This is a genomic window from Amphibiibacter pelophylacis (genome assembly GCF_037688875.1).
GTDB classification, from domain to species: Bacteria; Pseudomonadota; Gammaproteobacteria; order Burkholderiales; family Burkholderiaceae_C; genus Amphibiibacter; species Amphibiibacter pelophylacis.
The window spans coordinates 13,714-27,305 of record NZ_JAWDIE010000012.1 but is presented as its reverse complement, the minus strand read 5'-3'; the positions used below and the strand labels follow the sequence as shown (position 1 = coordinate 27,305).

The window sequence follows — 13,592 nt, the reverse complement described above, 5'->3', positions numbered from 1 at the left end:
TTGCGGTACCGTTCAGGCTGTTGCAATCCGGAGCTGTTCCATGCTGTTGTCCGACACCCTGTTTGGCCGTTTTGGCGATACCGTCCCGCGCGAGGACGTGGCGACGCCCAACCGCCCGCCCATCCGCGAAAGCCTGCGCCAGGCGTGGGCGCTGGCCAGGCCCTACTGGACCTCGAACGCGCGGCGCTCCGGCCTGCTTTTCATGGTGCTGACAGTGGGCCTGACGCTGTTTGGCGTGGCGATGTCGGTGGGGCTGAACAAATGGTCCAACAACTTCTACACCGCCTTGCAGGAGAAGAACGCCGCCGAGGTCTGGCACCAGCTGCTGGTGTTTTCGGGGCTGGCTTTTGCCTCCATCATCGCGGCGGTCTACCGGCAGTTTTTCCAGCAGCGCCTGACCCTGATCTGGCGCGAATGGATGACCCAGCAGTGGCTGGACGACTGGCTGCAGGGCAGCGCGCACTGGCGCATCGTCACCCTGAAGCTGCGCAACGACAACCCCGACCAGCGCATCACCCAGGACATCAGCAGCTTCGTGGGCGACACCTTTGGCCTGATGCTGAGCCTGCTCAACGCGACCGTGACGCTAGTGTCGTTCGTGACCCTGCTGTGGGTGCTGGGCGGCTCGCTGGAGTTCACTCTCCTGGGAATGAACATTGTCATTCCGGGCTTCATGGTCTGGGCTGCGCTGATTTACGCCCTGGCGGGCAGCTGGCTGACCTACCGCATCGGGCGGCCGCTGGTGCGCCTGAACTTCCTGCAGGAGCGGCTGGAGGCCAATTTCCGCTACAGCCTGGCGCGCGTGCGCGAGCACGGTGAATCGATTGCGCTGCAGCGCGGCGAGAAGGCCGAAGCGGCGGCGGCCAAATCCTCTTTTGGCGAAGCCGTGGCCAACACCATGCGCCTGATCCTGCGCGGTAAAAAGCTGACGTGGATGAACAGTTTTTACGGCCAGACGGCCATCATCGCGCCCTTTTTCTTTGCCATGCCGCGCTATCTGGCAGGCGCTTTCACCTTCGGTACGCTGATGCAGATCTCCCGCGCCTTTGGCTCGGTGCAGGATGCGCTGTCCTGGTTTGTCGATGCCTACGCCTCGGTGGCGTCCTGGCAGGCCACGGTGCAGCGTCTGCACGGGCTGTCGCAATCCATTGAAGCGGCGCGCGCGCACCAGCGCCCGGTCGTGGAAACCCCGTCGCAGGACCCGCCCGGCGACGGGGCCAGCGCCCCGCTGCACACCCGTCTGGCGATCAGCACGCCCGACAGCGTGCCGCTGGAGGCCATTCCCGCCGACATCACCATCGCACCGGGCGAGCTCGTGCTGGTGGAAGGCCCCTCGGGCTGCGGCAAATCGACCTGGCTGCGCACCCTGGCCGGGCTGTGGCCGCACGCCAGCGGCGAGATCCACTGGCCGGACGGCGAGCGCGTTTTCCTGCCACAAAAGCCCTACCTGCCGCAGGGCACACTGCGCGCCGCGCTGGCCTACCCGCGCACCGAAGCCGATCTGGACGACGACACCGCGCGTCGCCTGCTGAACCAGGTCGGCCTTGAGGCGCTGGTGGACGAACTTGACGTGGCCGACCGCTGGCAGGACCGCCTCTCGCTGGGTGAGCAGCAGCGCCTGGGTTTCGCCCGCCTGCTGCACCAGCAGCCGCGCTGGCTCTTCCTGGACGAAGCCACATCCGCGCTGGACCCGGCCGCCGAAACCCGCCTCTACACCCTGCTGTTTGAAGCGCTGCCGGGCGCCAGCGTCGTGAGCATCGGCCACCGCCCCGGTCTGCGCGAGCTGCACGGACGGGTGCTCAGGTTTGCGAAACAGGCCTGAGGCCGACCCCTTCAGGCGCAAAAAAACCACCTGAGCGATCAGGTGGTTTTTTTCATCCGGCCAGCACCGCCACAGCGGTGCTGGCAGAAATCAGCGCTGCGAGGACTTAGCGCTGCGCGATCGGCTTCACATCGCGGGGCGTCGAGCCCACGAAAAGCTGACGCGGGCGGCCGATCTTGTACTCGGGATCGCCGATCATTTCGTTGAGCTGGGCGATCCAGCCCACCGTGCGCGCCAGCGCGAAGATGGCGGTGAACAGGCTCACGGGGATGCCCAGCGCGCTCTGCACGATGCCGGAGTAGAAATCGACGTTCGGGTAGAGCTTGCGGGCGACGAAGTATTCGTCTTCCAGCGCGATCTTTTCCAGCGCCATGGCCAGCTTGAACAGCGGGTCGTCGTGCAGGCCCAGTTCACCCAGCACCTCGTGGCAGGTTTCGCGCATCAGCTTGGCGCGCGGGTCGTAGTTCTTGTAGACGCGGTGACCAAAACCCATCAGCTTGACGTTGGAGTTCTTGTCCTTCACCTGCTTGATGAATTCGCCGATCTTCTCGACGCCACCGTTGCGCTGGATGTCGGTCAGCATCGACAGGGCCGCCTCGTTGGCGCCGCCGTGCGCGGGGCCCCACAGGCAGGCCACGCCCGCTGCGATGGCCGCAAACGGGTTGGTGCCCGAGCTGCCGCACAGGCGCACCGTGGAGGTGCTGGCGTTCTGCTCGTGATCGGCGTGTAGGATGAAGATGCGGTCGATGGCGCGCACCAGCACGTCGCTGGGCTGGTAATCCTCGCAGGGCGTGCCGAACATCATGCGCAGGAAGTTGGCCGAGTAGCTCAGCTCGTTCTTCGGGTAGATGTAGGGCTGGCCGATGCCGTACTTGTAGGCCATGGCGACCAGCGTGGGCATCTTGGCGATCAGGCGGATGGCCGAAATCTCGCGGTGCTTGGGATTGTTGATGTCAGTGCTGTCGTGATAGAAGGCCGACAGGCCGCCCACCAGACCAGTCAGCACCGCCATCGGGTGCGCATCGCGACGGAAGCCGCGCAGGAAGAACTGCATCTGCTCGTTGACCATGGTGTGGCGCGTCACCAGGGCTTCGAAATCGGTTTTCTCGGTCGCGTCAGGCAGCTCTCCGTAGAGCAGCAGGTGGCAGGTTTCGAGGAAATCGCACTGCGTGGCCAGCTGCTCGATGGGGTAGCCGCGATACAGCAGTTCGCCCTTGTCGCCGTCGATGTAGGTGATGGACGAGTTGCACGACGCCGTCGACAGAAAGCCCGGGTCGTAGGTGAACTTGCCCGTCTGTCCGTACAGTTTGCGGATGTCGATCACATCGGGACCTACCGTCCCTTTGTAGATCGGCAGGTCCATGCTGGGACTGCCGTCGGAGAACGACAGCGTGGCTTTGACGTCGGACTGGATCATGGATTTTCCTTCACTTGGGTGGTCGGCTGGGGGCTGGCGGCCAGTCGGGCCAGCAGGGCCCCCATTTCCGGTGTCGCCAGATCCCCTTCAGGGGGGCGACGCTGCAACAACAGATCGAGCAGATCGTTGTCAGATTCTGCCATCAGGCGTTCCATCAGGCGGGCGTCGGCCTCGGTGAGGCTGTCGCCGTACCGCTCGAAGAAGCGCGCGATGAGCAGATCGTTTTCCAACATGCCCCGACGGCAGCGCCAGCGCAGGCGGTTGACGACGGTGGCGTTGTCCATGGCGGGTTGCGGCACGAATCAGATGGCGCGGCTGACCATCAGTTCCTTGATCTTGCCGATGGCCTTGGTGGGGTTCAGACCCTTGGGGCAGACATCGACGCAGTTCATGATGGTGTGGCAGCGGAACAGCCGGTACGGGTCTTCCAGGTTGTCCAGGCGCTCGGTGGTGACCTGGTCGCGGCTGTCGGCGATGAAGCGGTAGGCCTGAAGCAGACCGGCCGGGCCGACGAACTTGTCCGGGTTCCACCAGAAGCTGGGGCAGCTGGTCGAGCAGCTGGCGCACAGGATGCACTCGTAGAGGCCGTTGAGCTCGTCGCGCTGCTCGGGGCTTTGCAGGCGCTCTTTCTCGGGGGGCGGCGTCTCGTTGACCAGATACGGCCGGATCGAGTGGTACTGGTTGAAGAAATCGGTCATGTCGACGATCAGGTCGCGCACCACCGGCAGGCCGGGCAGGGGCTTGAGCACCACGGTGCCCGGCAGCGTGCGCATATTGGTCAGGCACGCCAGGCCGTTCTTGCCGTTGATGTTCATGGCGTCCGAACCGCACACGCCTTCGCGGCAGGAGCGGCGGAAGCTCAGCGTCGGGTCGACGGCCTTGAGCTTGAGCAGGGCATCGAGCAGCATGCGCTCGGAGCCGTCCAGCTCAACCTGCAGCGTCTGCATGTAGGGCTTGGCATCCTTGTCCGGGTCGTAGCGGTAGATTTGAAACGTGCGCAGGGTCATGATGCTGTTTCCTCAGAAGGTACGGACTTTGGGCGGCACGGATTCGACCGTCAGCGGTTGCAGGTTTACCGACTTGTACTGCAGGCGGTTGCCGTCCTTGAACCACAGGGTGTGCTTGAGCCATTCCTCGTCGTTGCGCCCGTTGGGGTGCTGCGGCGTGTCGCCGTAGTCGTCCACCGTGTGGGCGCCGCGGCTTTCGTGGCGCGCCGCCGCCGAAACCATGGTGGCCTTGGCCACTTCGATCAGGTTGGCGACTTCCAGCGCTTCGATGCGGGCGGTGTTGAAGACCTTGGAATTGTCCTTGAGGCCGATGGCGTCCACGCGCGCTTCCAGCGCCTGGATCTGGGCCACGCCCTCGTCCAGCAGGGCCTGGGTGCGGAACACGCCCGCGTGCTTCTGCATGCTGGTGCGGATGTCGCCCGCCACGTCCTGGCAGTATTCGCCGCCCGGGTTGGCGTCCAGTTTGGCCACGCGCCCCAGGCTGTAATCGGCCGCATCGGCCGGCAGCGGCTTGTGCTTGCCCTGCGAGCGGGCGGTACTGATGATGTGGTTGGCAGCGGCGCGGCCAAAAACCAGCAGATCCAGCAGCGAGTTGGTGCCCAGGCGGTTGGCGCCGTGCACCGACACGCAGGAGCATTCGCCCACCGCATACAGCCCGCCGACCACGCTGCGGTCGTCGCCATTTTTGGGCACGACCACCTGGCCATTGATGTTGGTCGGGATGCCGCCCATCTGGTAGTGGATGGTGGGCACCACGGGAATCGGCTCTTTGGTGATGTCCACGTTGGCGAAGTTGTGGCCGATCTCGTAGACCGAGGGCAGGCGCTTGAGGATGGTTTCCGAGCCCAGGTGGCTCATGTCCAGCACGACGTAATCCTTGTTGGGACCGCAGCCGCGACCTTCCTTGATCTCCTGATCCATGCAGCGCGAGACGAAATCGCGCGGCGCCAGGTCTTTCAGCGTGGGCGCGTAGCGCTCCATGAAGCGCTCGCCTTCGCTGTTGCGCAAAATGGCGCCTTCGCCCCGGCAGCCTTCGGTCAGCAGCACGCCCGCACCCGCCACGCCGGTGGGGTGGAATTGCCAGAACTCCATGTCCTGCAGCGGCATCCCGGCGCGGGCGACCATGCCCAGACCGTCGCCGGTGTTGATGAAGGCGTTGGTCGAGGCCGCGAACACGCGCCCCGCACCGCCCGTCGCCAGCAGCGTGGTCTTGCCCTCGAAAATGTGGACGTCGCCAGTTTCCATTTCCAGCGCGGTCACGCCGACCACGTCGCCGTCGGCGTCCTGGATCAGGTCCAGCGCCATCCATTCGACGAAGAACTGCGTGCGCGACGCCACGTTCTGCTGGTACAGCGTGTGCAGCATGGCGTGGCCGGTGCGGTCGGCGGCGGCGCAGGCGCGCTGCACGGGCTTCTCGCCGTAATTGGCGGTGTGGCCACCGAAGGGGCGCTGGTAAATCGTGCCGTCCGGGTTGCGGTCGAAGGGCATGCCGAAGTGTTCCAGCTCGTAGACCACATTGGGTGCTTCACGGCACATGAACTCGATGGCGTCCTGGTCGCCCAGCCAGTCCGACCCTTTGATGGTGTCGTAAAAGTGGAAGTGCCAGTTGTCTTCGGACATATTGCCCAGGCTCGCGCCCACGCCGCCTTGGGCGGCCACGGTGTGCGAGCGCGTCGGGAAGACCTTGGACAGCACCGCCACCTTCAGGCCGGCACGGGCCAGCTGCAGCGAGGCGCGCATGCCCGAGCCCCCGGCGCCAATGATGATGACGTCAAACTTGTGACGGGGCAGCGCGGCCGTGGCGGCGCTCAGGGGAAGGATAGCCGGGGATGCCATGCTCAGATTCTCCACAGGACCTGGATCAGCCAGCCGGTGCAGCCCAGCAGCCACACCAGGGTGAACACATGAAGGAAAAGACGGACGGATACGGGTTTGACGTAGTCCATCCAGATGTCACGAACGCCCACCCACACGTGACAGAACAGGGCGATAGCGACGACGAAGGTCAGGAATTTCATCCACTGCGGCGCAAAAATACCCGCCCAGGTGTCGTAATCCAGCGGGCCAGCAAACAGCATCTGCGCCCCCAGCACCACGGTGTACATCACCATCAGGACGGCGGTCAGGCGCTGGGCCAGCCAGTCGCGCAGACCGTAATGCGCCCCCACCACCAGGCGCTTGGCGCCGACTCTGGAACCCGTTGCACTCATGGTGCGCTCCTTCGAAAAAATAAACTCAGAACACGCCGAACAGCTTGGCCGCCAGCAGCAGCGTCAGCACGATGCTGACAGCGAAAGTGGCCAGCGCCGTGCTGTGGCCTTTTTCCTTGCTGACCTGGTGGGTGGCATCGAACCACAGGTGGCGCACACCCGCGCACAGGTGGTGCAGAAAGGCCCAGATCAGGCCCAGGCAGATGATTTTCAGCACGATGCCCGTGCCGCCACTGAAGGCGGCCGACAGCGCCTCGTAGCTGGACATGGAACTCAGGCTACGGTCGAAAATCCAGACGATGAAGGGCAGCAGCAGGAAAAGCCCCAGTCCGCTGATGCGGTGCAGGATGGACACGATGCCCGCCGGGGGCAGCCGGTAGCTGCGCAGATCGGTGATGTGGATGTTGCGGAATTCGGGACGCGGCTGGGCAGGTGTTTTCATGGCATTCCGTCGGGGTTGAAACTGGGCGGGGACCGTGCGGCGGGGCCGCTGATCCCAGGGCCGGGGGCCCCATAAGCTGGGGTGGCGAAGATTCTAGTGCATTGCAGCATTCACACTGCTGCGCTGGCGCATTCTTTCAGGTTCTTGTGAATGACAGCTTACAAAAGAGCTGAATCCAGGCCGCAATCCCGGGATTGAAGGGTTTGAGCAGCTTTGCAGGCGGGCATTGCCTCAGTCCAGGCGGTTCCAGTAGTGGTGTTCACGGGTGTCGTAATGGCCCAGGCGCAACTCGACCGGACTGCCATCGTAGGTCAGCGACAGGCGCTCGACCTGCAGCAGCGGAGCATGTGCATCCAGCCCCAGCAGCGTGCCCAGATCGGGCCCGGCGGCCACGGCGCGCAGGCGCTCTCGGGCGCGGGTCATGCGGACGTTGAACTCGCGCTCGAAAAAGGCGTATAGCGGCCCCTTGTGGCGCAGCAGGCGCTCCAGCGTCAGGCCGGGAAAGAGCGCGGCGGGCAGCCAGATGTCCTCGCAGATGACGGGCGCGGTCGCCGCGTCGGCCCCGGCCGCACCCAGCGTGCGGCGGATGTGCAGCACCCCGGCGCCGGGCGCCAGGCCCAGGTGAGCGGCAACACTGGCGGGAGCGGGCAGCTGCTCGCACCGCTGGTAGCGGCGCTGGCGCGGGCCTTCGCGCTCGGGGCCGTCCGCGCGCAGGCGCAGGAAGCGGAACTGCGTCTGCTCGTGATCGTGCGTGGCGACAAAAGTGCCCTTGCCCTGGCGGCGCACCAGCAGGTTCTCGGCAGCCAGCTCGTCGATGGCCTTGCGCACCGTGCCCTGGCTGACCTTGTAACGCGCGGCCAGCTCGGTTTCGGCCGGAATCGCCTGGCCGGGCGCCCACTCCTGGCCCTGCAGGCTGCGCACCAGCAGGGCCTTGATCTGCTGGTACAGCGGCAGGTAAACGGCCTCGGCCGGGGCCGGGTCGCTGGCGGACGGGGCGGACGGAAGCAGCACAGACGAGGCGGAAAAACGGTCAGACATGGGACAGCACATCCTTGGCAGTCGGTCAAAACATCGGCAGACTGCAGTATCTTATATAAGATAGAAGAAATTTGATAGCTCAGTCAGGTTCCGCAGGGAAAGTGGTGGCACAATCGCTGTCGATCTGATTCGGCCCCTTCCTTTTGATCCAAGCGGGGCCCTTCCAGGCGGCATCCGCTGCCTCATTTTTTTGGAGTATTCCCCCATGGCCAAGTCCCCTGTCCGTGTCGCAGTCACCGGCGCTGCCGGTCAAATCGGTTACGCGCTGCTGTTCCGCATCGCTTCTGGCGAAATGCTGGGCAAAGACCAGCCCGTCATCCTGCAGCTGCTGGAAATCCCCGACGAAAAAGCCCAGAACGCGCTCAAGGGCGTGATCATGGAACTGGAAGACTGCGCCTTCCCACTGCTGGCTGGCATCGAGGCGCACGCCGACCCGATGACCGCCTTCAAGGACACCGATTACGCCCTGCTGGTGGGCGCGCGTCCGCGGGGCCCCGGCATGGAGCGCGCCGACCTGCTGGCCGCCAACGCCCAGATTTTCACCGCCCAGGGCAAGGCCCTGAACGCCGTGGCCTCGCGCAACGTGCGCGTGCTGGTGGTGGGCAACCCGGCCAACACCAACGCCTACATCGCCATGAAGTCTGCGCCGGATCTGCCGGCCAAAAACTTCACCGCCATGCTGCGCCTGGATCACAACCGCGCGGCCTCGCAGATCGCCAGCAAAATCGGCTGCGCCGTGGGCGATATCGAGAAACTGGCCGTGTGGGGCAACCACTCGCCGACCATGTACGCCGACTACCGCTTCGCGACCGTGAACGGCAAGAGCGTCAAGGACACCATCAACGACCACGACTGGAACGCCAACACCTTCCTACCCACGGTCGGCAAGCGTGGCGCAGCCATCATCGCGGCGCGTGGACTGTCGTCGGCCGCATCGGCCGCCAACGCCGCCATCGACCACATGCGCGACTGGGCCCTGGGCACGAACGGCAAGTGGGTCACCATGGGCATCCCCAGCAAGAGCGATTACGGCATTCCCAAGGACGTGATGTTCGGCTACCCCGTGACCTGTGAAGGCGGCGAGTACAAAATCGTCGAAGGCCTGCCCATTGACGCCTTCAGCCAGGAGTGCATCAACAAGACCCTGGCCGAGCTGGAAGGCGAAAAAGACGGCGTCAAGCACCTGCTGTGAACCCCACCGCCCCCGACACGCACCGCCTGAGCCCCGACCTGGCCCTGCTGGGCCGGCCGGCGCGGCGGCGCCTGCCGGTGTGCGACCACTACGCCGGAGTGGAAGCCCGCATGCGCAAGAGCCTGGAGCTCCAGGCGCGCATGGGCCCGGTTTTTGACGTGACGCTGGACCTGGAAGACGGCGCGCCCGTCGGCCAGGAAATGGCTCACTGCGACCTGATCCACGAGCTGCTGGCCAGCCCGGACAACGTCCACGGCCGCGTCGGCGTGCGCGTGCACCCCGTGGATCACCCCATGTTCCGCCCGGAGCTGCGAGCCCTGCTGCGCTACCACGCCGGGCGCACGCACCCGCTGGCCTATCTGATGGTGCCCAAGCTGCGCCACCTGCACGATGCTCAGGAGGCCTGCTCGGCCATCCACCACGCCGCGCTGGAGGCCGATTACCCGCACCCGATTCCGGTGCAGGTGCTGATCGAAACCCACGGCGCCCTGATCGATGTTTTTGACATTGCCGCGCTGCCGGAGATCGAATCGCTGTCCTTCGGGCTGATGGATTTCGTCTCCGATCACGACGGCGCCATACCCGCCGACGCGCTGACCGCCGAAGGCCAGTTCAGCCACCCGCTGGTCTGCCGCGCCAAAACCCGCATCGCCGCCGCTGCGCACGCGCATGGCAAAGTGCCCTCGCACTGCGTGGTCACCGAGCTGAACCAGCAAGGCGTGCTGGCCAGCGCCGTGCAGCGCGCCCGCCATCAGTTTGCTTACACGCGCATGTGGAGCATCCACCCCAGCCAGATTCCGGTGATTCTGGCGGCCTACACCCCGTCGCAGGACGAGGTGGACGAGGCCGTGGCGCTGCTGTCCGCCGCGCAGGACGCCCAGTGGGGCCCCATCCGCCACGCGGATCGTCTGCACGACCGCGCCAGCTACCGCTATTTCTGGTCGCTGCTGCAGCGCGCCCGCCAGACCGGCCTGGCGCTGCCGCAAGAGGCCCTCAAACGCTTTTTCAGTCAAGGCTAAAATCGGAAAGCAAACAAGCACTTGCCAAGCAAGTTTCAACCTTGATCTGATGATGGAGTTTTCATGTCCCTGAGCCTCAACCGCCCCCTGATTTCCGCCCTGACCGCCGCCCTGGCCCTGTCGCTGGGCCTGATGGCCGCGCCGCACGCCGAAGCTGCGACCAAAAAAGCCGCCGCAACCAGCAAATCCAAAGCCAAGGCCAAGGCCAAAACCTCGCGCAGCAAGGGCAAGACCGTCGCCAAAGCCGCTGTGGCCGCCGCGCCACTGGTGATCCCGCCCGCCGACGCTGCACAGCTGGAAGTCGCCAGCCGTGTTTACTACGGCAGCTATTCGTGCGAATTCGGCCAGACCATCGACGTCTCGCCCAGCACCGAACACCCCGGCTACGCCGACCTGAAATCCGGCAAGAACACCTGGCTGTTCAAGCCCGTGCAGTCCAGCACCGGCGCCATCCGCCTCGAGGACGTCAAGGGGGACATGCTGCTGCTGCAGATCGCCTTCAAATCCATGCTGATGAACGTGAAAACCGGCGAGCGCGTGCTGGATGGCTGTGAAAGCACCGAGCAGGCCAAGCTCAAGGCCGATTACGACAAGCTGCCCCAGAACGAGCGGGGCCCCGGCGTGCTCGACCAGACCCCGCCGAAAACCACCCCCTGACCCTCACGCGCGCCGGAGAACCCGGCGCTTTCTGACGAACTCCCTACCACAAGGATTTCCGCCATGCTGCAAGCCTACCGCCAACATGAAGCCGAACGCGCCGCCCTGGGCATCCCGCCGCTGCCGCTCGACGCGAAGCAGGTCGCCGAACTGATCGAACTGATCAAGAACCCGCCCGCCGGGGAAGACGCCTTCCTGCTCGACCTGCTGACCCACCGTGTCCCGCCCGGCGTGGACGACGCGGCCAAGGTCAAGGCCAGCTTCCTGGCGGCGGTGGCGCATGGCGACCTCAAAGTCGGTCTGATCTCCAAAGCCAAGGCCACCGAACTGCTGGGCACCATGGTGGGTGGCTACAACGTCCACCCCCTGATCGAGCTGCTGGACGACGCCGAAGTCGCCGCCGTGGCCGCTGAAGGCCTCAAGAAAACCCTGCTGATGTTCGACTTCTTCAACGATGTCGCCGAAAAAGCCAAGGCGGGCAATGCCAAGGCGAAAGAAGTCATGCAGAGCTGGGCCGACGCCGAGTGGTTCACCACCCGCCCCGAAGTGCCCAAAACCATCACCGTCACCGTCTTCAAGGTGCCCGGCGAGACCAACACCGACGACCTCTCCCCGGCGCCCGACGCCTGGAGCCGCCCGGACATCCCCCTGCATTACCTGGCCATGCTGAAGAACACGCGCGACGGCGCGGCCTTCAAGCCCGAAGAAGACGGCAAGCGCGGTCCCATGCAGTTCATCGAAGACCTGAAGAAAAAAGGCCACCTGGTCGCCTACGTGGGCGACGTGGTCGGCACGGGCTCCAGCCGCAAGTCGGCCACCAACAGCGTCATCTGGGCCACCGGCCAGGACATCCCCTTCGTGCCCAACAAGCGCTTTGGTGGCGTGACGCTGGGCGGCAAGATCGCCCCGATTTTCTTCAACACGCAGGAAGATTCGGGCTCGCTGCCCATTGAAGTTGACGTCGGCCAGCTGGAAATGGGCGACGTGATCGACGTCATGCCCTACGACGGCAAGCTGGTCAAGAACGGCGAAACAGTCGCCGAGTTCAAGCTGAAAAGCGATGTGCTCTTCGACGAAGTGCGCGCCGGTGGCCGCATCAACCTGATCATCGGCCGGGGCCTGACCGCCAAAGCGCGCGAGTTCCTGGGTCTGCCCGCCAGCACCCTGTTCCGCCTGCCCAGCGTGCCCGCCGCAACGAAAGCCGGTTTCACGCTGGCGCAGAAAATGGTCGGCCGCGCCGTCGGCCTGCCGGAAGGCCAGGGCGTGCGCCCCGGCACTTACTGCGAGCCGCGCATGACCACCGTGGGCAGCCAGGACACCACCGGCCCTATGACGCGCGACGAACTCAAAGACCTGGCCTGCCTCGGTTTTTCGGCGGATCTGGTGATGCAGTCCTTCTGCCACACCGCCGCCTACCCCAAGCCGGTCGATGTCAAAACCCACCGCGAACTGCCGCATTTCATCAGCGACCGCGGCGGCGTCAGCCTGCGCCCGGGCGACGGTGTGATCCACAGCTGGCTCAACCGCCTGCTGCTGCCCGACACCGTGGGCACGGGCGGCGACAGCCACACGCGCTTCCCCATCGGCATCAGCTTCCCCGCAGGTTCTGGCCTGGTCGCCTTTGGTGCGGCCACGGGCGTGATGCCGCTGGACATGCCCGAATCGGTGCTGGTGCGCTTCAAGGGCGAGATGCAGCCGGGCGTGACCCTGCGCGATCTGGTCCACGCGATTCCGCTCTATGCCATCAAGGCCGGACTGCTGACTGTGGCCAAGGCAGGCAAGAAGAACATCTTCTCGGGCCGCATCCTGGAAATCGAGGGTCTGCCTGATCTGAAGGTGGAGCAGGCGTTCGAGCTGTCCGACGCCAGCGCTGAGCGCTCGGCGGCCGGCTGCACGATCAAGCTGAATCCCGCGCCGATCCAGGAGTATCTGACCAGCAACGTCGTGCTGATGAAGAACATGATCGCTGAAGGTTACGAGGACAAGCGCACGCTGCAGCGCCGCATCGAGAAGGTCGAGGCCTGGCTGGCCCACCCCAGCCTGCTGGAAGCCGACAAGAACGCCGAATACGCCGCCGTGATCGAGATTGATCTGGCTGATATCAAGGAGCCCATCGTCTGCTGCCCCAACGATCCGGACGACGCCAGGTTCCTGTCCGAAGTCGCGGGCACCAAGATCGACGAGGCCTTTATCGGTTCGTGCATGACCAATATCGGCCACTTCCGTGCCGCCGCCAAGCTGCTGGGCGGCCAGCGCGATATCCCGGTCAAGCTGTGGGTCGCGCCGCCGACCAAGATGGACCAGTCCGAGCTGATCAAGGAAGGCCATTACGCCGCCTTTGGCACCGCCGGTGCGCGCACCGAAATGCCGGGCTGCAGCCTGTGCATGGGCAATCAGGCTCAGGTGCGCGAAGGCGCGACGGTCATTTCCACCAGCACGCGCAACTTCCCCAACCGCTTGGGCAAGAACACCAATGTGTTCCTGGGTTCCGCCGAGCTGGCTGCCATTGCCTCGCGCATCGGCAAACTGCCCACCCGCGAGGAATACCTCAAGGAAATGGGCGTGATCGACGCCGACAAAGCCAGCGTCTACCGCTACATGAACTTCGACCAGATCGAAGAGTATGCGGACGTGGCCAAAGGCGTGACGGCCTGATGGCCTGAGTGCCCTGAGTGGCAGGCGGTTGATACGGAAACGGCCCTTCGGGGCCGTTTTTACCTGAGATGACCCTGAAGGGCGCGCCAGGACTGGCCCGTCATAAGCGGGTCAGTCCGCGGTGGCCAGGCGT

At 65.0% G+C, this 13,592-nt stretch carries 12 protein-coding genes; 5 read left to right on the top strand and 7 right to left on the bottom strand.

Annotation, left to right across the window (positions count from 1 at the left end):
- Window positions 1–40 precede the first annotated feature (40 nt).
- Entirely contained in the window at window positions 41–1,822 is a 1,782-nt protein-coding gene (locus RV045_RS08850; protein WP_423235425.1) for an ABC transporter ATP-binding protein/permease, read from the top strand.
- Between the two features lie 106 nt (window positions 1,823–1,928).
- On the opposite strand, the gene RV045_RS08845 is transcribed toward RV045_RS08850, so the two are convergent.
- From RV045_RS08845 to RV045_RS08815, 7 genes are all read right to left on the bottom strand, one after another.
- The gene (locus RV045_RS08845) at window positions 1,929–3,239 is read right to left on the bottom strand and encodes a citrate synthase (protein WP_423235424.1); all 1,311 of its coding nucleotides are present in this window, start codon (window positions 3,237–3,239) and stop codon (window positions 1,929–1,931) included.
- Window positions 3,236–3,523, bottom strand: coding sequence for an FAD assembly factor SdhE (locus tag RV045_RS08840; protein ID WP_423235423.1), 288 nt, complete (start codon window positions 3,521–3,523; stop codon window positions 3,236–3,238). Before RV045_RS08840 ends, RV045_RS08845 begins: the two co-directional genes overlap by 4 nt.
- 18 nt (window positions 3,524–3,541) lie before the next feature.
- Window positions 3,542–4,246 carry a succinate dehydrogenase iron-sulfur subunit gene (locus tag RV045_RS08835; protein ID WP_423235422.1) on the bottom strand — a complete coding sequence of 235 codons (705 nt, stop codon included), beginning with the start codon at window positions 4,244–4,246 and terminating at the stop codon, window positions 3,542–3,544.
- A gap of 12 nt (window positions 4,247–4,258) precedes the next feature.
- Entirely contained in the window at window positions 4,259–6,082 is a 1,824-nt protein-coding gene (sdhA, locus tag RV045_RS08830; protein ID WP_423235421.1) for a succinate dehydrogenase flavoprotein subunit, read from the bottom strand.
- Between the two features lie 2 nt (window positions 6,083–6,084).
- Complete coding sequence (sdhD, locus tag RV045_RS08825) at window positions 6,085–6,456, bottom strand: succinate dehydrogenase, hydrophobic membrane anchor protein (RefSeq protein WP_423235420.1); 372 nt, start codon at window positions 6,454–6,456, stop codon at window positions 6,085–6,087.
- Window positions 6,457–6,481: 25 nt separating this feature from the next.
- Window positions 6,482–6,898 carry a succinate dehydrogenase, cytochrome b556 subunit gene (sdhC, locus tag RV045_RS08820; protein ID WP_423235419.1) on the bottom strand — a complete coding sequence of 139 codons (417 nt, stop codon included), beginning with the start codon at window positions 6,896–6,898 and terminating at the stop codon, window positions 6,482–6,484.
- Between the two features lie 231 nt (window positions 6,899–7,129).
- Window positions 7,130–7,936 carry a GntR family transcriptional regulator gene (locus tag RV045_RS08815; protein ID WP_423235418.1) on the bottom strand — a complete coding sequence of 269 codons (807 nt, stop codon included), beginning with the start codon at window positions 7,934–7,936 and terminating at the stop codon, window positions 7,130–7,132.
- A gap of 205 nt (window positions 7,937–8,141) precedes the next feature.
- Here RV045_RS08815 and RV045_RS08810 point away from each other — a divergent pair, with 205 nt between their 5' ends.
- From RV045_RS08810 to acnB, 4 genes are all read left to right on the top strand, one after another.
- Entirely contained in the window at window positions 8,142–9,128 is a 987-nt protein-coding gene (locus tag RV045_RS08810) for a malate dehydrogenase (protein ID WP_423235417.1), read from the top strand.
- Window positions 9,125–10,147, top strand: coding sequence for an HpcH/HpaI aldolase/citrate lyase family protein (locus RV045_RS08805; protein ID WP_423235416.1), 1,023 nt, complete (start codon window positions 9,125–9,127; stop codon window positions 10,145–10,147). The genes RV045_RS08810 and RV045_RS08805 overlap by 4 nt, the downstream gene beginning before the upstream one ends.
- Window positions 10,148–10,210: 63 nt before the next feature.
- Complete coding sequence (locus tag RV045_RS08800; RefSeq protein ID WP_423235415.1) at window positions 10,211–10,804, top strand: hypothetical protein; 594 nt, start codon at window positions 10,211–10,213, stop codon at window positions 10,802–10,804.
- Window positions 10,805–10,867: 63 nt separating this feature from the next.
- Window positions 10,868–13,459, top strand: coding sequence for a bifunctional aconitate hydratase 2/2-methylisocitrate dehydratase (acnB, locus tag RV045_RS08795; RefSeq protein WP_423235414.1), 2,592 nt, complete (start codon window positions 10,868–10,870; stop codon window positions 13,457–13,459).
- Window positions 13,460–13,592: the final 133 nt, after the last annotated feature.